Raw genomic sequence first — 18,599 nt, 5'->3', positions numbered from 1 at the left:
TTAAATAATTTCCAAATCAGCGCGCAATGAACCGGCAGCTTTCAGCGCCTGCAGAATCGATAGTAGATCCTGAGTGGTAGCGCCGATCGCCGTTAAAGCTTTCACAACTTCACCAAGATCCGCACCATTCGGCAATAACATTAAATTTCCTTCATCGGTACGGATTTCGACCTGCGATCGCTGTGTGACCACTGTTTCACCGCGCTGCGCGAAGGGGCCGGGCTGACTGATCACCGGTTCGGTATTGATGATTATGGACAGATTGCCATGCGCAACCGCACTTGATTCAAGTGTTACCGCCTGATTCATGACAACCGAACCGGTACGTGAATTAACAATTACTTTTGCCGATGCTCTCGCCGGTTTGATATCCAGGCTTTCAATCTGAGAAATAAACATGATGCGCTGACTATTATCCACTGGCGCTTTCACTTGCACTACCCGGCCATCCACTGCGGATGCGGCTGTAGGATAAAGCCCATTGATCGCATCCACAATGCGGTTTACGGTCGTGAAATCGGTTGTATTCAGCTCAAGATTGATAAAATCACCCTGCCCAACCGTCGTTGGAATCTCACGTTCTACGATACCGCCACTTGTAACACGTCCGACACTGAGATGATTCACCTGCACACTGCTGCCGCCCGCTGCGGCTCCGATACCGCCGACCAGAATATTTCCTTGAGCCATTGCATATACTTGATTGTCGGCTCCTTTCAAGGGAGTCAGCAAGAGCGTTCCACCTCTTAAGCTTTTGGCGTTGCCCATGGAAGAAACCGTGATATCGATATGTTGACCGGGTTTGGCAAATGCCGGCATGGTCGCTGTCACCATGACAGCGGCAACATTACGTAATTGCAGGTTAGTGCCGGGAGGTAGATTAACGCCTAATTGACCCAGCATATTGATGACACTCTGAACTGTAAATGGCGTTTGCGTTGTCATATCGCCACTGCCATCTAAACCCACCACCAATCCATACCCGATCAATTGATTGTTGCGAACACCTTGAATCGATGCCAAATCCTTGATGCGATCCGCCAAGCTGATACCCGGCAGCAGCAAAATCAGCGCAAGCAAAGAAAGAATAATGATGTTTCTGATTTTCATAATCTTAAATACCGACTTCTGAAGTGTTCATCAATTTGAGCAATATCCTGCTTAGAAAGGCGTAATCGAAAGAAAGAAGCGCGACAACCATCCCATCGTTTGCGCTTCGTCAATATAACCATTGCTGCGATATTCAACACGCGCATCGGCAATTTGCGTTGAAGAAATCGTATTTCCCATGATGTGAGTCGGATTCACGATCCCGGACAATCGGATAAATTCCTGTCCTTGGTTGATACCGATCTGTTTTTCACCGCTCACGACCAGATTTCCATTCGGTAGCGCTTCGATAACCGTAACAGTAATGGTTCCTCTAAAATTATTTTTACTTGAGCTTTCACCACTGCCATCAAATTTATTATTTGATTTAGCTTCAACCGTTGCGTGTTTCTTTAATAAACTCAACGGAATTCCCAGCAAACTCGGCACGGAAAAGTCAATGCTGCCAGAACGGCTCGCGTTACTTCCGGAGCTCTTACTGGCATTGGTTGTTTCGTTTAAAGTGACAATAATCGTATCGCCAATACTTCTCGCGCGACGGTCTTCAAATAACGGTGTATATCGCACCCCGCCTGTTGTGCTGTGAACCATTTGCAAAATTGAACCATTGGGTTGAGCCACTGCGGCTGCATGTTGCGGAGCACGTAAGGTATTGGGCTGGTAAGTAGTGGTAGAAGGTGTCATGGCACAACCGGTTGCGAGTGCGCCGAGCACAAGCATAAAAAAATACCGGTTGAAATTGTTCATCACTCGATTGCCATTCGCCATCACACTACTCCCGATAACCCGATCAATCATAGTTGTGCCAATCGTTGCAGCATTTGATCCGAAGTTTCTATGGATTTGGAATTCATTTCATAGGCGCGCTGGGTTTGAATCATATTCACCAATTCTTCCACCACGTTTACATTCGAAGTTTCCACAAAATTCTGTTCCAGCAACCCCAACCCGTTGGTACCCGGCGCATTCTGATTGGGAGCTCCGCTCGATGCGGTTTCCTGATACAGATTCTCACCCATCTTCAATAAACCAGCCGGATTAACAAAGCTTGCCAATTGAATACTGCCGACTTGAATGGGCGCGACCGCTCCCGGAACTGTTGCGGATACCGTACCATCGCGCGCAATCGTGACACCCAGCGCATTCGGTGGAACGGTAATCGCGGGCTGAACAGCGTAACCGCTGGAAGTCACAAGCTGGCCATTCAGGTCGGACTGAAATGCCCCATCGCGGGTATAAGCCGTTGTTCCATCCGGTAGTAAAACCTGGAAGAAACCCACTCCCCGTATGGCGACATCACGCTGGTTCTCAGTTTGTTGCAATCCACCTTGAGTAAATATACTTTCGGTAGAAACTGGCTTAACACCCGTTCCTAACTGTAATCCGGAGGGTAATTGCGTTTGTTGCGATGATTGAGCGCCGGGCTGACGTATCGTTTGATATAACAGATCCTCAAAAACAGCACGGGCCCGTTTAAATCCATTGGTGCTGACGTTCGCTAAGTTATTAGAAATCACATCCATTTTGGTTTGTTGCGCATCAAGCCCTGTTTTAGCGATCCATAGCGAACGTATCATATGCTTTACCTATTAAAATTTATTATCGGATTAAACTCTTACCACCATGATTTCGCTGGCTTTCTGAGCATTATTTTGCGCGCTATCCAGCATTTTCATTTGCATATCAAATTGCCTGGCCAAGTCGATCATGTTGACCATTTCATGCACTACATTCACGTTGCTTTCTTCCAATGTGCCATCAACTAGCTTAACTCTCGCATCAACAGGCGCTTCACCGCCATCCTTAAGTCGGAACAAGCCATCAGTGCCTTTTACAAGCTTATCTTCTGGAGGATTCACCAGTTTGATCCGGCCTACTTGTGCTACGGTATTGGGTTGAGGCGTAATCGGCACGGATGACACGGTTCCATCCACCCCGATGGTGATGCGAGTGTCGGGTGGCAGGGCAATAATGCCCGTATCGCCCTTCACTTTATGCCCGCCGTTTGTCTGCAAAATACCATTGGGGCTGACTTGCAAACTGCCATTACGGGTATAGGCTTCCTTGCCATCATCCAATTGAATCGCAATCCATCCGGAACCTCGAACTGCAACGTCAAGATCGCGGCCGGTAGTTTGCATCGCACCGGGGGTGAAATCAGCGCCGGTTGTTGAATCAACGACAAAGGCGCGTGTCGGCAGACCATCACCGTATACCGGAACTGCACGAAATGCATTGCTTTCAGCGCGATATCCCGTCGTTGATGCATTAGCAAGATTCTGAGCAACGGTCGCTTTCTGATTCAGCGTGTGGTTGGCTCCGGTCATCGATGTATAAATTAGTCGATCCATTTTCTACTCAATTCCAATAAAAATTTGATTTTTCAAAATGAAAGCCGGGTTAAATTTGAGTGATGGTTTGAATAATCTGATCTTGTGTCTCAATTTGCTTAGCACTGGCTTGATACAAGCGTTGCGCTTGAATCAGCTTCACCAATTCCGCTGTCAAATCAACGTTTGAATCTTCGACGGCATTGGATTGAAGCACGCCGAGATTTCCGGTTTTGGGAGGACCAACCAAAGGCTCACCTGAACCAGGAGTTTCTGCCCAGTGACCATCACCGACTGGAACCAGACCTTGCGGGTTGACAAAATTGGCGAGCACAATTTGCCCCAATGTTTTTGATTGACCACTACTATAGTTTCCAAGAATCACGCCATCAGCGCTAATCGTAAAGCCCGACATACGGCCGGAGGTATATCCATCCTGGGTAATCGCATTAACACCGAAATCAGAGCCAAATTGAGTGGCGGTTGTCATATCGAGACGAACGGTCTGCGGTGTTGTTGCGCCAAGCTTTGGGTTAATGGCGCTAAAATCTATCGCCAAATCCAATGGAACAGCTGGAACAGCAGCAATACTCTGTAATTTTCCATCCCCGTCAAATACCATTGATTGTGAAGTACTTCCGCCTATCTTGACACCAACAGGTATCCCGGCAGTGTCTACTTTACCGTCCACAGTAGCGAAGACAGTCCAAGTATTGGCAGTCGCAGTCGCTTTCTGAAAAAATAAAGACAAAACATGTGAATTCCCAAGACTATCCACTACTGTTCCTGAAGTTGTGCTGTTGTAAGTCTTCGGATCGGTTGCATTAAAGGGTGTTGCAATCGCCGCTTTACGCGCATCCAGATTAAATCCCAGATCAAATGTAGTGGTTGCCTTAGGTGCAAGATCGGCAGTGCCGAATTTTAAATTTGTCGGTACGCCGCTCGCTTTAATATCACCATTCACATCTGCCATAAAACCCGTTAAATTGGCGCCCGATGCATCGACAATAAAGCCGGAATCGTCAACATGAAATTGACCGTTCCGGCTGTAGCTTACAGTACCGTTATCGCTCACGCGGAAAAAACCCTGGCCGTTGATCGCAATGTCCAACGGATTACTGGTCGGTGTAATCGTACCTTGACCAAATTGTTGCGCAATTGCGGATATTTTCGATCCTATCCCGATTTGTGCGGTATCGGTACCTTCCATTGAGTTTGCAAAAATATCGGAAAATTGCGCAACGGACTGTTTGAACCCGGCGGTATTCGCATTGGAAATGTTATTACCAATCACATCCAGGTTGGTTGACGCCGCATTTAATCCACTTAAGCCATGTTGAAAAGTCATAATAATCTCCTATCAAAACACCTGTTTAATGTCAGACAAACCAACCAATCCCAATTTGTCCCCCATATCCAGGTGCGCACCACCTTCGCCAGGCATTACGCTGTTTACCTTTCCAAATGAAAGGGTATCGACTTTAATGTCATTACCACCTTGTTTCGCGCTTACCGCAAAGGTATAGTCTCCGTCCACCGCTTTAGTGCCACTGTCAGTATTACCATCCCATGCGATCGTGCTGAGTCCTGTCGGTTGCGCACCAAGCTCCATTGTGCGAATGGCAATTCCGGCGCTATCCAATATGGTGACTTTGAGCTGATCGACTGGTTGCGCCAATTCAATGCCTGCTATAGCACCATCCCCATTCAACTTGATCGACGTGCCAGGTACGAATGCTTTATGTCCGATCAGTCCCATCGCTTCAACAGAACGATTATCTTCAGCGCTGGTAACCAATTGCTGTAGCGTCGAATTCAGCTTATCAATACCCGATACCGTACTAATTTGCGCCAATTGACTGGTAACTTCGGCGTTATCCAACGGTTTTAGCGGATCTTGATTTTTCATCTGCGTGACTAGCAGCTTCAAAAATCTATCCTGTGGATTCTCAGCATCTTTTTTACTATTGATGCCAGTAGTTGCGCCTGTTGCGGCTGTTTGTGAACTAGCTTGCTGAACTGCATCCATTATTCGCTCCTTTATTGACCAATAGTCAGGGTTTTTTGTAACAAGGACTTGGTGGTATTCATCATATCGACGCTGTTCTGATATGAACGCGACGCTGACATCATATTCACCATTTCATCGACAACGTTGACATTCGGCATCGTCACATAACCGTTTTTATCCGCCAGCGGATGTTTAGGTTCAAACAACTGCCGCATCGGCGATTGATCGTGCACGATACCCGCAACCTTGACGCCACTGGCACCATTCGCATCCGCTTGCAAAGTACTGAAAACCACCTGTCTGCCACGATAAGGTTCACCGGTAGAGCTGGTTACACTGTCGGCATTGGAAAGATTACTGGCAACCACATTCAAACGTTGCGATTGTGCGGACATGGCTGAACTTGCGATACCAAATACATTAAATAGTGACATTTTCTATCTCTCCATCATTGCCGATGTTAAGTTTCTAAATTCATTGTTAATAAATGTAATACTGGCATCATATTTAATGGCATTATCAGCAAATCGAGTCCGCTCCATATCCATGTCCACCGTATTTCCGTCCGCGCTGGGTTGTAAGGGAACCCGGTATAAAACGCTATCGCCGAATATTCCAGATCCAGCAGAATTAATATGCATTGATGATGTCGTATTCATGGTTACTTTGTTCAGGCTAGGCGCCGATGACAATCTGTCCTGAAGCATGCTGGCAAAATCGATATCCTTCGCCTTGAAATTTGGCGTATCGGCATTAGCCACATTACTGGAAAGCAACTCTTGCCTTCCAACTCTCAAGCTGAGGGCGTTGTGGTGATAATTTAATTCTTTATCAAGTTTGTTAATCATCGTCTCTACCACCTGATTGAAATTATTTTCTATTCATCTATTAGCATTTAGCATGCCAGCAATAATATATGCACAAGTTAATCAACCAATCCGCAAATAAGACATGAAAGCGGTGCTATCTTTGCACTTGGATTTTTTCATGCTCGTTTAATATAGCTTCGGGTAGCGGCAATAATTGCCGGATACGGCAAAAATGAATGGTGAGATCAATCTATGATACGTTGCTTAATGACGATACTCTGTCTGCCAATGCTTGCTTCTTCTGCGCTGGCCTCACAGCACAACGCAGCAGTGGCGCATCAAGAAATTCCTCTGATCAAAAACGCCATTGAGAATTTTCTCTACAGCAATACGGCTTCACTGCCAGGATTGGTGATGATCAATGTCGGCCAGATTGACAAGCATTTAACATTGCCCAAGTGTCCTCAGTTAGAGCCTTTTGTGCCGGCAGGCGGACGTTTATGGGGAAAAACCTCCATTGGCGTTCGTTGTGACAGTGAATTTGCGGCTTGGACTATTTATGTGCAGACTGAGATCAATGTTATGGCGGATGTTTTACATATCGCACGACCCGTATCAACCGGGCAAACATTGAGTTATGAAGATATCGCGCCGCAGAATGTCAATCTGACGCAGATGCCGGATGGCATACTCACCGATGCGGCTCAAATTGTCGGTAAAGTCGCCGCCGCCAACTTGCCCGCCGGTCAACCGATACGTCCGCAAATGCTGCGGGCTCCCTACGTGATCGTGCGCGGTCAGACAGTGAATTTAGTGGTGCAAGGCCGTGGATTCAGTATTCGATCGGAAGGTCAGGCATTGGCCAACGCAGCGGAAGGACAAGTCATTCAGGTTCGTAATAAATCGGGCCGGATCCTCAGTGGGCTGGCCCGAGCAAATTCAATCGTGGAAATTCAGCCGTAACGCATTGAACATTTGCACTCTTTACATCCGCAGTCGCCGGGAATTTTCTGCAAGCACTGCGTAATCCCGCAGTCATAATCTTCAATCAGCTTTATAATAAGCGCCGGATTTCTTTAATACTGATAATAATCAAGCGCCTCATTGTGACAAACACAAGCCATACCACTGAAATAAAAAAGATTCTGGCTGATACCTTGGGATTGGGTAAACGGATCGATGCAATAGAGCCTGGCACAATTTTACTCGGCAATATTCCTGAACTCGATTCCGTCGCAGTTGTAACAATCATTCTGGCTTTGGAAAAAAAATTCTCCATCGCAATAAAAGATGATGAGATCAGTGCAAAAACATTTGCGACACTCGGTACCTTAGTTGATTTTGTAGAACAGAAAATAGCAGACCATGACAAACAATCCGGGTAAAACTTTTGTGGCAACAATTGTTTTTTGACCGGAATGATGCATAATCGCTCACGATAGATTCGCAAATACGAGGAAACAGATCAGTGAAGCTTCATCTCGCAAATTTCGCACAGCAATATATTTTCACGGGTTATGGTGAAGGATATGTATTGATTAATCACACGCGTTACGAAAAAAACTTGATTGTGCTGCCTGATCAGTTGATCGAGAATTGGCCTGCACTATCTGTTCAAGAGCTCCAAGCTCAGCATTTTGAAGGCCTGCTGCCGCATTCACCGGAGATCATCCTTCTCGGTACCGGCGCTCAGCATAAATTCCCCAGTCACACATTGCTCAGTCAACTAACAAAATTGGGAATCGGAATTGAGATAATGGATACAAAAGCTTGTTGCCGCACTTATAATATCCTGGTTGAAGAAGGGCGTCGTGTCGCTGCGGCTCTTTTGATTTAGCGTTACAACAAAGACACATATCGCTTTCGCGCCGCTGAATTTTGGTTCGATCGGACACAGTTAATATAAAAATTCGCTTCTTCAATACACAAGATTTTAAAAAGAAATGGCCTGACAGTTATGATTGTGATAAATTCATGGTTGGTAAGTCAGGTATATTAAAATTGGCTTCCTTCATAACATTAATATAGGAGTGGAAAATGAACAAATTTCTTATCGCTGCAGTTGGTTTGGTTTTTTTGATGGGTTCTTCTGTGACCATGGCAAGTGGAAACAAGGAATCTAAAATGCCACCGATGGCTGCTCAAGATATTCTGAATAAAATGGCTTGCGAAGGTAAAAAAGACGGCGAAAAAACCAGAGATCGCACCGATGGTGAAATGATCACCTGTCCCGCTAAAATCAAACAACCAAATTTTGGCAAGTAATAATAAGTCAGTTCTATAGTAACTGGCGAATAGGTCAAGTTAGATAAACAGGCTGATTTTTGCTTCATCCGATCTAAAGATAGATTGAATTGAGAGAAATATTCAGCAAATATCGACTTGGCCTATCATCTCATCTCCCTCGAAAATAAAATGCCTTTCTGCTTTACGCGCAAACCTCAGTAATCTTCATACACTCATGGGTAGTCTGTAATATCACACACCTCTATTTTTAATTGCTAATGGCATTAAGCTTTTAATATCATTCTGTTACACAGAATCCCGTAATGTCATCATCAACAGAATCTGTTAACTTTATGCAAATAAAGAATTTATTTTTAAATTTTTATAAAAATATAGATCGAGATATAGTAAAATTAAGTATGCATCATACAAAAACTCTAAATTGACACCATCCTCATTCATAAAAATACTTAGGTAAATTCATAAGAACTTGCTTTTTTTGTCATCAGGAGAGAAGAAAGAATGAAATGGGGATTTTTTTTATTTTGTGTCCTATCCTTTTTAACCAGCCACGCTTTAGCGCAGAAAAACAACCCGGATATCAAATCTCAAGCCGCACTCGTATTTAATGCGCAAAATGATCGTGTTATCTACGATAAAAACGCCGACAAGGTAATGCCCATCGCTTCCATCACCAAGCTAATGACCGCTATGGTTACCCTTGATGCACGTCTGTCGCCGCATGAAAAAATCACGATCACGAACGCCGATGTCGATAAGCTGAAACACTCATCGTCACGCTTGCCCGTTGGCAGCACATATCCACGCCAGGAGTTATTGCGATTGGCATTGATGTCATCTGAAAATCGCGCCGCAGCAGCGCTTGGTCGCACTTATCCGGGCGGCGCCAAAGCATTTGTGAGCGCCATGAATGCCAAAGCCAAGAAATTGGGCATGAACAACTCCCGTTTTGTCGACTCTACCGGCTTGAATAGCGGCAATGTTGCAACTGCACGCGATCTCGCCAAAATGGTTGCAGCTTCGAATAACTATGCGGCTATTCGTGAATTCTCCACCACATCGCAACATTCCGTATCACCTGGAAACAAACGCGGTCAATTACAGTATGTCAATTCCAACAGTCTGGTACGTAATCAAGGCTGGGACATCAATGTTTCCAAAACCGGCTATTTGAGTGAAGCCGGACGTTGTCTGGTGATGCAAGCGAAAATTTCCGGGCAGCCGATGGTGATTGTGTTGCTCAATTCCTGGGGTAAAAACACCCGCATTGGTGACGCCAATCGCGTCAAAAAATGGATCGAAAGCAATCAGGGCCGCCGTCAAGCATAAAATCAGCGCGCGCTCAGGCTAACCGATAAATTTCACTGTACTTATTCTTCAGATAATCGACGAAATAATCTGGATTCAGCGGTTCGCCGGTAACACGCTCAACCAGCTGTTGTGGTGTATAAAGCTTACCCTGACGATGGATTTTTTCGTTCAACCAATTCTTAATAGGTGCAAAATTTCCTGTAGCGATGTTTCTTTCAGTAACCGGTTGCTCGCGCAGCAACGTGTTATAGAACTGGCACGCATACATCGCACCCAGCGTGTATGAAGGAAAGTACCCAAACGCGCCGCCGCTCCAGTGCGAATCCTGCAATACCCCCAACGCATCGGTCGGCGGTTTAATTCCCAAGTATTTTTGCATTAATTCATTCCAGATTTCCGGCAAATTATCGACGCTCATCGATCCATCAAACAGCCCTTTCTCGATTTCATAACGCAAAATCACATGCAGCGGATACGTCAGCTCATCCGCTTCCACACGAATAAAATCCGGCTTGCACGTATTGATTGCGCGATAAAAAGAATCCACAGTCGCGGATTGCAGATTCTCCGGAAACGCCGCGCGAATCGTTTCAAAATAATACGCGCAGAAGGGCTTGCTTTGCGCGATCATGCGTTCCCAGAACAGCGACTGAGATTCGTGGATGCCCATCGTCAAGGATTCCGTAACCGGCAAATCGCCGAGTTCATGCGGACGCCCCTGTTCGTAGAGCGCATGACCGGTCTCATGGATCACCGAATACAAGGATTCGACAAAATTACTGTCTTTATAGCGAGTCGTAATACGCACATCGGTCGGATGGCTGCCGCCGCAAAACGGATGCACCGATACATCGATACGTCCCTGCTCAATATTAAAACCCATGTCCTGGCTGATTTTGCGCGCCAATGCTTCTTGCTTATCCAGCGCAAACCTGCCCTGCAAGAACGATGTATCCGGCTGAACCGGATGGCTTTGAATCGCAGCGATCAGTGGTACCAATTCCTGCTTCAGGCGCTCAAAGACCGGCGTGATCACGTCCATCGTCGTGCCACGTTCAAACAAATCGATACTCGCATCGTAAGGCTCTAAATCCGGTGACACACACTGCGCCCACTCGGTCTTCAGCTGTAAGAATCGCTTCAGCACCGGTGCAAAATCGGCAAATCTATTTTCCTGACGCGCAGTTACCCATACGCCATGCCCACGCGATCCCAGCTCGGCCAGCTCCTGCACCAGTCGTTTCGGCACTTTCGTTTCCAGTTCGTAACTGTACAACGCCTCGCGAATATTACAGCGCTCCATCTCGCCCAAAGCAGCAAAATCCTTTTCCTTGAGCTCGTGTAAGCACTCACCCAGCGCCGGATCGGTCATACGTTCATGAATCACTCCTGCCAGAGCTGCAATCTGCTTAGCACGCGCATCGCTGGCACCGGCCGGCATCATCACTTCCTGGTCCCAGCCCAGCGTGCTCATAACACCGTTCAAGTGCGTGATTTCTTCCAGTTTCTGAACTAAATTCTGATAGTGCTGATTCATCGTAATCTCGCTTCTTAATTCAATTTTAAACAGTGCACGCGCTCTATCGATTCCAAGGGATGGCGCGAACATCGCAAGCCCAGTATCATACCAACTTTAACACTAGTCAATCGTACTGCCATGCTCTGGATAAAATCACTGCACATCATTTTCATGGTCACCTGGTTTGCTGGGCTTTTCTACCTGCCGCGCTTATTCGTCTATCACGCCATGTGCGAAGACGCGCCGGGTAAGGAACGCTTCAAGATCATGGAACGCAAACTGTATTACGGCATCATGACTCCCGGCGCGGTGCTGACTGTGGTGTTCGGTGTGTGGCTGTGGATGGGCTATGGCTTTTCCGGCGATTGGCTGTATGCCAAAGTAGCACTGGTTTTGATATTGATTTACTACCATTATTACTGCGGAAGATACGTCAAAGCGTTTAAAAATGATGCCAATCAACACGGCCACGTGTTTTACCGCTGGTTCAACGAATTTCCGGTGCTGGTTCTGTTTGCGGTGGTGATATTGGTCGTGGTAAAACCGGATTTATTAGCGATAGTTTCTGCGCTTTAAGATTTCTCACAGCCGCTCGAAATGACAATCTTGGCATAATCAGAGAGCGGATTTCTTTCTCTGAGTCTATTCTTGTGCCAATCCAGAAGCTTCTCCGGCTTGCCGAAGCAGCACGCAAATTAAAAGCTTGATGCCTTCTAAAAAACACTAGCCTCGGGTTATAAAAGATCACCCAATTCAAAATAAAAAAGAGAGATTCAACTCTAAACGTTTGAATCTCTCCTAAATGTTCTTTCTTCAGCTTACGCTAGAAAGAACCGGATTTCTTTATCTTTATTTTAATGACGTTTATCCTTTCTTATTGCGTAATGAGAAACCTACCAAACCCAATCCAATCAGCAGCATGGCATAAGTTTCCGGTTCTGGAACTGCCGATACCGTCATTGAGCTAATATAAAATTGATCTGCTTTGCTACCGCCACCGAATCTGAAGTAAAAGTCATGTCCGGTGTGACTCAAAGCAAATTGGCCTACGTCTTTTGGTAGTAATCCTGTAGTCCAGGTTGAATTGTCGAAACTGTATTGGAAAGTCGCATTAGCGATCCAGCCCGTCGTATTATGCCCTTCCGCACGAAAACCGACTGAAGACAATGAAACATTCTGGTCGAAATGCAGCCAGATTGCTTCTTTTTCAGTGATGTTATCGTCACTGGTATCATCCTTCTTGTGATAAACACCTAAACCGGCGCCGATTGCATCTTTTCCAGAAAGTTTTCCGTTGTAGCCATTTTCATGATCTTGGACAACAGCTGCTCTGGAACCAAAAGCGCCACCATTGAATGAGCCTTGGGCGTGCACGGTAAGTCCGCCATTGGTGAAACTTAAATCACCGCTGAGTGACGATGCAATGTTCGAACTGCATAGATCGCCGCCACTGCAGGCAATTCCATCCGTTGGCAGAAAACCGGTATTAATGCCGCCACTATACTTCAAGTTGGCAAAGTCGAAGACTACAGGCGCCGCAACTACTGGGGCGCTTAGCAAGGTTAAGAGTGATGCAACAGACAAAACACGCATTTTAAATGCTCCTATAAGAATACTTAATTTTGATTTTTTATTTTAGATAGAAATAAATTCCATCACTTGTAGTAACAATAACTTCAGGAGTAATCTAATACAATAGACCGATCCTCCTGATTTATTATGACTTTTGTCCTAGCAGAAACTCACACTTGTCATTACTGAAAGAACATGAAAAAACTTTACCGTGATTAACAGTCATAAAAAATAAAAGAGATTCAATCAGAATCATTGAATCTCTCGTCAAGTTTCTTTTCTAGTTTGTCCTAAAAAAGAGAGTCGTTATTTTTATCTTTATTAGATATCAATCACAAACTTCTTTGGTGACGCAGTGTAAATCCAATCAATCCCAATCCGATCAGCAGCATCGCATAGGTTTCCGGCTCCGGAACTGCTGAAACCCAGTTTGAAGGTGTTGGATGAGGATCTCTCAACGAATAAGGATCTACCGATATAATGCCAAAAATAGGTTCTGGTTTACCCGACGTTGTTGTAGCCTTTGTACCGGTAAAATCCGTAATATCTACACCCGTACCCGATATTGTCCAGATACTGTTGGTATAAGGTGTGTCGTCAAACCGGTTGGATTTATTGTGTGCAAACCAATCGATCACGATATGCTGATCATCTGATTTGTAGCTACTGTCCATCGTAATATCACTGTGGTAAGTGAACTTATCGATGTCAGCTCCATGGATCGCCGGTTGTGAAAAGTTTGCACTTGTAAGCGCCGGTCCTTGGTAGACAAAATCGAGTCTATTCACTGTCGAATCATTATGCGAGAAACCCGGAGATGCCCAATTCGGAGTTAATTCAAATGTGACGACACCAGCCGCTGTTTCTGTAATTTTAAGTTCTGCAACAGTAGGATAGCCTGAGCTAAATGACGATGTGGCGGGCAAGTCGAATTTATAAGTTGCTGTGTCGCCGACACTAGCAAATAAAGGTGCTGCAACAATACTCAGTATCGAGGCCGTTATAATTGCTAATTTTTTTTTCATTCTAAGCTCCTTTTTTAAAACTACAAATTCAGATAGATAAATTTAAGCTTTGCTGTAAATTGTCTACCTGTTACTTATAAATACGCTTTGCCTTACATTTAACACAGGTTGCAGAGTCAACTTGACACTCTCAGTTATGCACCGGTAGTCATTTTTCCAAAGTTTAAGAAAAATCTTTTCCGCCCTCGTATATTCCTACACTATGATTAAAATTAATATTCCCTAAATGGGTACCATGCGCAGCAGAAAAATATTGCATCAAATGGTCAGTTGCGAAACCAAAGCGAGCAGACGTATCGCTTTAGTAACAATTAATGACGAACACGGCATTAATTGGAATCGTTTATCTTGAAAAAATAACCGGATACTAGTTGACTGCGATTCCGGACACCGGTTTTGATAAAAACCGATTTTAAATGTTTTTTCACTGTTTCCGGACTAACAGTAAGCTGCTGCGCAATCTGCTTGTTGGTCAACCCTTTTGTTACCAGCTTTATGATTCCTTGTTCACTCTTAGTCAGCACAATATCTCTTGGCGGAATCGCACAAGAAGTATTGTGCCATCCGGACAACGCATCGAATATCCGCCGCACCACGGGATGAGGAAACCACAACTCTTCCCGGTGAACGATGACCTGTATCGCTTTTTCAAATATTTTATGATCGGCGCCAACCGGTAAAAACCCGGATATGCGAAACTCGATAATTTCATCGATAAAATCCGGTGGGTTTTGCTCGTAAAGCAGGATTATCTTAGCGGACGCCATCTTTTTTCTGATCATCCGCAACTGCTCGACCACTCTGTCAGACGCTAGCCGCATATCGATCAGGATGGCATCCGGATATATTTCTCCTAATTTGGCACTTGCGGCCTCAGCTTCTTTGCTGTTGTATTGATTGATACAGATATAAGGTGAGTTATCCGAATAACTGCGCAGATGAGTGTTTAAATCCGCTTGCTCGGTAATGACCCATATACGAAGCAAATCAGCGCGATAGCCTGCCGCCGTGGAAAACAACGGTGTTAACCCTGCATTCACTAATTCCGTGCGCATAGTGAGCGGCTGCTTCTGCAGCATGAATAAATCGCGCCGATCATTCCGGCGCCGGTCATAGCGTGCTTGCCCGCGTAAAGCCGACATATTGCGCCGGTCAAACTGTTGCTGCCGCCGGTCAAGCAAACGCCGATTCAAAGAAGCGGAGTCAGAATACTCCTGCCGTTTCTTATCAGCCTTCAAGCATTGAATATCGATAAATGATTTCAATTTCGTATGATTCCGGTATCGTTCATCGCATTAAATTGGGCGTTGCTTCTTATAACCGCTTTTTTCTTTCTGAGCTTTTATGCATTGTATTGCATAGGCGCTAAAGTTAGTCAGTTCAGATAAAGACACATTCACCATAGCGCCTTTTACCGCTGGAAATAGCAAAAAACAAGCGGTCGATGCTTTATCTGTGTCTCTGCTTGCTTAATGAGAATCCCACCAAACCAAGTCCGACCAGCAACATTGCATAAGTCTCCGGTTCAGGAACAGCGCTTACACCGATCACGAAATCGTCCCAGTCACCCAGATACTTAGTTCCCGCACTGTCATTGTAGCCAAGTACATAGGCATAGGTTGCAGATCCGATCAGCATGTTTGTGCCAATCAATCCGATCGATGTGCCTTTATCCCAGTGACCACCATTAATGGCAAATTTACTGGTGTCTCCCTCAAATTTGAAGCTCAGCGGCCCGGCCGTGCTCACCACCGAGCTGATTGAAGTTCCAACCGCATTGGATTCCAGCAGTTTGGCTCCGCTCAACGTGTTATAAAATTTGTCAACAAAACCGGATTCCTGACCAAGATAAGTATAAGTAACTGTTTGCGCCTCTGGCCCGGTGTAATCGAGATGACCAAGGCTAACAGCTGAGCCAATGGGTAGTGTAGCGAATCCTGCGATGTTAAATGCTTCGGTTCGAGTGGCTGTATCGGTTACCACAAACGAGAGTCCAGCGTGCGCAGACCCTCCGGCCATCAGCAGCATCGCCCCAATCATTGTATTGTGCAGATAAAATCGTTTACTCATTTCTTATTCCCGCAAATATTAATAAAGCAAAAATTAAATGGATCGCTTGAATTTCACTACCAAACTTTGTTCAGTGGATTCAGCACATGAATTCATGATGATTGCATGTTAATCTGCGGGATAACTTAAATCTATAGTCTTTTAATCCTTATTTTATAATGAGTTAGTAGTATGTTACGACTAAGATTACCAGGAATTCTGTCCCGGGAATGTCATTGCCTCAACCCATTTAAGCAGAAAAAAGCGACTTTCTTGGAGAAGAGAAAATCAAGATGAAACAACATCTTTTGACGAATTGACTGAAGATTTCCGGGACAACCTCCCCCAATAGCAGCCGGCACAGATTCCGATCAGCCAGCCGGTCACAATCAGTATTGGCATTAGGTGCGAACCGTTTGTATCACGAAACTGCATGATCAATACCCCTAACGGTGCAGCGCCAATGCCGATAAAAGCACACACCCCTATCGCACCCCTGCTCCAGCGCAATATGCCATAGGACAAAAGCATAAATGGCAAAATCATGATTAACTGGACAAGCCAAGGAATACCGCTCCACAGTAAAACGAAGCCAAGAAACGACAATAAAAAACCGCCTGCTAGAGCGGTCAAAATAATGAGTATAATTTTCCAATGACTGCGGTGATTTGACACTTCGTTCATCTTTATTCCTTCTGCGGTTGCGGTGTATTTTTTTCCTGCAACAAGCCGATGCCAACGATGGCCATTGCAATGGAAACGAAAGGATTCAATAAATTCAGCAAAGCATAGGGCGCGTAATCCAGTGTTGGAATACCCAATGTCGCTACATAAAAAGTACCCGCCGTTGTCCACGGAATGAGTCCGGTAGTCAATGTGGCGCCTTCTTCGACTGAGCGGGACAGCACCGCCCTATCGACCTTCCTTTCAAGGTAGGCGCTCTTGAACAGCTGGCAATTGAGAATAATCGAGATATATGCTTCACCCATCGCAATGTTACCGATCAACCCGGACAGGATGGTGGTCGCGATCAATGTGCTGACGCGCTGAATGCGCGCGATAACATGCGTGAGCAGCACTTGCAGAAACCCGGCATGATGCATAATTCCGCCGAGCGCCAGCGCCATGATGGATAGCAATAGCGTCCACGCCATGCTGAACAATCCACCGCGCCCGAGTAGATCGTCGATATTCTCAATTCCGGTAGTGCCCGGTGAATTGACCCACAATGCGTTGAGCACATCAACGCCATCTCTGCCTTGATAAGCGATGGCAATCAGCATGGCCAGCACGATGCTGCATGACATGCTCACTTCGGCGGCGTATCGTTTGATACTCAAACCGAACATCAGCAGCAACGGTAGCAGTGTCACCCAGCCATCTAATTGATAAGCACCTGCCAAAGCGGCGCGGATTTCATCGATATGCGCTCGCGGCAAGGCATTATCGCTGTAGTGCTCTCCGATCATAATGAAGATCACCAGGACAATCAGTAACGTCGGTATGGTCGTGTAGAGCATGGAACCGATATGCCGATATAAGCCCGTTCCGGCACTCATGGCCGCCAGATTGGTAGTATCCGAGATAGGCGACAATTTATCGCCGAAAGTGGCGCCGGAAATGATCATACCGGCCACGAGCGGCAGCGGAATGCTCATCGCCTCACCGATGCCAATCAACACCACGCCAATGGTTCCAACCGTCCCCCAGGAAGTACCGGTAGCAACCGACATGAAACTGCATAAGATCAGTCCTGCTGCCAAGAATGTGCCCGGACTCAACAAATCCAATCCGTAATACAGCAGGCTGGCGATGGTGCCGCTCTGCATGAAGCTGGCAATGACCATGCCGATCAACAGAAAAATATAGATTGCTGGCAGCGCTTTGATGATGCCATCATCCATCATGCCCCGGATATCGATAAAGGAATAACCCAGCCAGCGCGCTTGCAGACACACCCAAATCAATGCCAGAAAAATAACGGCATGAATGCTGATCGCAAATACGAACATACCCAGCGAAATCAACAGAAACACACCGGCAAAGCAAACCAGCGCTTGCAATAGCGTTGGCAGCCGGTGTGTAGTCAGTAACTCTTCAATGGGTAAGTTGGTTTCTGTCATTGCCAGCCTATTTTCTTTCTTCATCCGCGAATAATGCAATCAATTCGCCATACCCTTCCGCTTGTAAATCTTCTTTTCTTACAAACCTTAACGCAGCCGAGTTGATGCAATAACGCAGGCCGGTTGGCGGCGGGCCGTCGTTGAACACGTGCCCCAAATGACTATCCGCATAACGGCTGCGGGCTTCCGTGCACGGCATCCACATCGCATAATCGCTCTTAAGCCGGATATACTGCTCGTGAATCGGCCGGTAAAAACTGGGCCATCCGGTGCCCGAATCAAATTTATGAATTGATGCAAACAGCGGCTCACCCGATACAATGTCAACATAAATCCCGGCAGCTTTGTGATCCCAGTATTCATTCTGGAATGGCGGTTCGGTACCGGCATTTTGCGTCACCTGATACTGCAACGGTGACAAATCGGCTTTCAACAATTCAGGATCTTTAGCAAAATTTTCATAGTGATTCACCATCACGGATCCTCCTTTTCA

General features: G+C 45.8%; 22 protein-coding genes. 6 read left to right on the top strand and 16 right to left on the bottom strand.

Features of this window, described 5'->3' with window-relative positions; translation table 11 throughout:
* The 8 genes from ABD07_RS04325 to flgB are packed head-to-tail and all read right to left on the bottom strand — an operon-like array spanning position 1 to position 6,299.
* Positions 1-1,110, bottom strand: coding sequence for a flagellar basal body P-ring protein FlgI (locus tag ABD07_RS04325; RefSeq protein WP_108697762.1), 1,110 nt, complete (start codon positions 1,108-1,110; stop codon positions 1-3).
* A gap of 51 nt (positions 1,111-1,161) precedes the next feature.
* Positions 1,162-1,857: a flagellar basal body L-ring protein FlgH gene (locus tag ABD07_RS04320; RefSeq protein ID WP_420813494.1), complete on the bottom strand. Its 696-nt coding sequence runs from the start codon at positions 1,855-1,857 to the stop codon at positions 1,162-1,164.
* A gap of 47 nt (positions 1,858-1,904) precedes the next feature.
* The gene (gene flgG, locus ABD07_RS04315) at positions 1,905-2,687 is read right to left on the bottom strand and encodes a flagellar basal-body rod protein FlgG (protein ID WP_108697764.1); all 783 of its coding nucleotides are present in this window, start codon (positions 2,685-2,687) and stop codon (positions 1,905-1,907) included.
* A gap of 30 nt (positions 2,688-2,717) precedes the next feature.
* On the bottom strand, positions 2,718-3,461 hold the full coding sequence (flgF, locus tag ABD07_RS04310; RefSeq protein WP_108697765.1) for a flagellar basal-body rod protein FlgF: 744 nt from the start codon (positions 3,459-3,461) through the stop codon (positions 2,718-2,720).
* A 49-nt stretch (positions 3,462-3,510) separates the two neighbouring features.
* The gene (gene flgE, locus ABD07_RS04305) at positions 3,511-4,788 is read right to left on the bottom strand and encodes a flagellar hook protein FlgE (RefSeq protein ID WP_160817273.1); all 1,278 of its coding nucleotides are present in this window, start codon (positions 4,786-4,788) and stop codon (positions 3,511-3,513) included.
* 12 nt (positions 4,789-4,800) lie between these two features.
* Entirely contained in the window at positions 4,801-5,469 is a 669-nt protein-coding gene (locus tag ABD07_RS04300; protein ID WP_160817272.1) for a flagellar hook assembly protein FlgD, read from the bottom strand.
* An 11-nt stretch (positions 5,470-5,480) separates the two neighbouring features.
* Entirely contained in the window at positions 5,481-5,885 is a 405-nt protein-coding gene (gene flgC, locus ABD07_RS04295) for a flagellar basal body rod protein FlgC (protein WP_108697768.1), read from the bottom strand.
* A 3-nt stretch (positions 5,886-5,888) separates the two neighbouring features.
* Positions 5,889-6,299, bottom strand: a complete 411-nt coding sequence (gene flgB / locus ABD07_RS04290) for a flagellar basal body rod protein FlgB (protein WP_160817271.1) — start codon at positions 6,297-6,299, stop codon at positions 5,889-5,891.
* Between the two features lie 228 nt (positions 6,300-6,527).
* Here flgB and flgA point away from each other — a divergent pair, with 228 nt between their 5' ends.
* The 5 genes from flgA to pbpG all read left to right on the top strand — a co-directional run bounded on the left by flgA (position 6,528) and on the right by pbpG (position 9,836).
* Complete coding sequence (flgA, locus tag ABD07_RS04285; protein ID WP_108697770.1) at positions 6,528-7,223, top strand: flagellar basal body P-ring formation chaperone FlgA; 696 nt, start codon at positions 6,528-6,530, stop codon at positions 7,221-7,223.
* A 143-nt stretch (positions 7,224-7,366) separates the two neighbouring features.
* Entirely contained in the window at positions 7,367-7,645 is a 279-nt protein-coding gene (locus tag ABD07_RS04280) for a phosphopantetheine-binding protein (protein WP_108697771.1), read from the top strand.
* An 83-nt stretch (positions 7,646-7,728) separates the two neighbouring features.
* A complete protein-coding gene (locus ABD07_RS04275) occupies positions 7,729-8,097 on the top strand; it encodes an MTH938/NDUFAF3 family protein (protein WP_160817270.1) in 369 nt (122 codons plus the stop codon).
* Positions 8,098-8,297: 200 nt separating this feature from the next.
* Positions 8,298-8,525, top strand: a complete 228-nt coding sequence (locus ABD07_RS04270) for a hypothetical protein (protein WP_108697773.1) — start codon at positions 8,298-8,300, stop codon at positions 8,523-8,525.
* A gap of 483 nt (positions 8,526-9,008) precedes the next feature.
* Positions 9,009-9,836: a D-alanyl-D-alanine endopeptidase gene (gene pbpG / locus ABD07_RS04265; RefSeq protein ID WP_132426453.1), complete on the top strand. Its 828-nt coding sequence runs from the start codon at positions 9,009-9,011 to the stop codon at positions 9,834-9,836.
* 13 nt (positions 9,837-9,849) lie between these two features.
* Here pbpG and ABD07_RS04260 read toward each other — a convergent pair whose 3' ends face one another.
* Positions 9,850-11,355 (bottom strand): carboxypeptidase M32, encoded by a 1,506-nt coding sequence (locus tag ABD07_RS04260; RefSeq protein ID WP_160817269.1) that lies wholly within the window; start codon positions 11,353-11,355, stop codon positions 9,850-9,852.
* Positions 11,356-11,475: 120 nt separating this feature from the next.
* On the opposite strand from ABD07_RS04260, the gene ABD07_RS04255 reads away from it, so the two are divergent.
* Positions 11,476-11,913, top strand: a complete 438-nt coding sequence (locus ABD07_RS04255; RefSeq protein WP_160817268.1) for a CopD family protein — start codon at positions 11,476-11,478, stop codon at positions 11,911-11,913.
* Positions 11,914-12,201: 288 nt separating this feature from the next.
* On the opposite strand, the gene ABD07_RS14685 is transcribed toward ABD07_RS04255, so the two are convergent.
* The 7 genes from ABD07_RS14685 to msrB all read right to left on the bottom strand — a co-directional run bounded on the left by ABD07_RS14685 (position 12,202) and on the right by msrB (position 18,581).
* The gene (locus tag ABD07_RS14685; protein ID WP_164502752.1) at positions 12,202-12,930 is read right to left on the bottom strand and encodes a PEP-CTERM sorting domain-containing protein; all 729 of its coding nucleotides are present in this window, start codon (positions 12,928-12,930) and stop codon (positions 12,202-12,204) included.
* A gap of 311 nt (positions 12,931-13,241) precedes the next feature.
* Positions 13,242-13,934: a PEP-CTERM sorting domain-containing protein gene (locus ABD07_RS14930; RefSeq protein WP_240142404.1), complete on the bottom strand. Its 693-nt coding sequence runs from the start codon at positions 13,932-13,934 to the stop codon at positions 13,242-13,244.
* Positions 13,935-14,263: 329 nt separating this feature from the next.
* On the bottom strand, positions 14,264-15,199 hold the full coding sequence (locus ABD07_RS04240) for a helix-turn-helix transcriptional regulator (protein ID WP_160817267.1): 936 nt from the start codon (positions 15,197-15,199) through the stop codon (positions 14,264-14,266).
* 184 nt (positions 15,200-15,383) lie between these two features.
* Positions 15,384-16,004 carry a PEP-CTERM sorting domain-containing protein gene (locus ABD07_RS04235; RefSeq protein ID WP_160817266.1) on the bottom strand — a complete coding sequence of 207 codons (621 nt, stop codon included), beginning with the start codon at positions 16,002-16,004 and terminating at the stop codon, positions 15,384-15,386.
* A gap of 267 nt (positions 16,005-16,271) precedes the next feature.
* A complete protein-coding gene (locus ABD07_RS04230; protein WP_160817265.1) occupies positions 16,272-16,667 on the bottom strand; it encodes a lysophosphatidic acid receptor in 396 nt (131 codons plus the stop codon).
* 2 nt (positions 16,668-16,669) lie between these two features.
* The gene (gene nhaC, locus ABD07_RS04225) at positions 16,670-18,130 is read right to left on the bottom strand and encodes a Na+/H+ antiporter NhaC (protein WP_240142403.1); all 1,461 of its coding nucleotides are present in this window, start codon (positions 18,128-18,130) and stop codon (positions 16,670-16,672) included.
* Complete coding sequence (msrB, locus tag ABD07_RS04220) at positions 18,114-18,581, bottom strand: peptide-methionine (R)-S-oxide reductase MsrB (RefSeq protein ID WP_160817264.1); 468 nt, start codon at positions 18,579-18,581, stop codon at positions 18,114-18,116. The genes nhaC and msrB overlap by 17 nt, the downstream gene beginning before the upstream one ends.
* Positions 18,582-18,599 lie beyond the last annotated feature (18 nt).

The sequence above is a fragment of the Nitrosomonas oligotropha genome (assembly GCF_009833085.1).
Taxonomy (GTDB): Bacteria; Pseudomonadota; Gammaproteobacteria; order Burkholderiales; family Nitrosomonadaceae; genus Nitrosomonas; species Nitrosomonas oligotropha.
The sequence above is the reverse complement of the archived record's forward strand: the minus strand, read 5'-3'. Positions and strand labels throughout refer to the sequence as shown.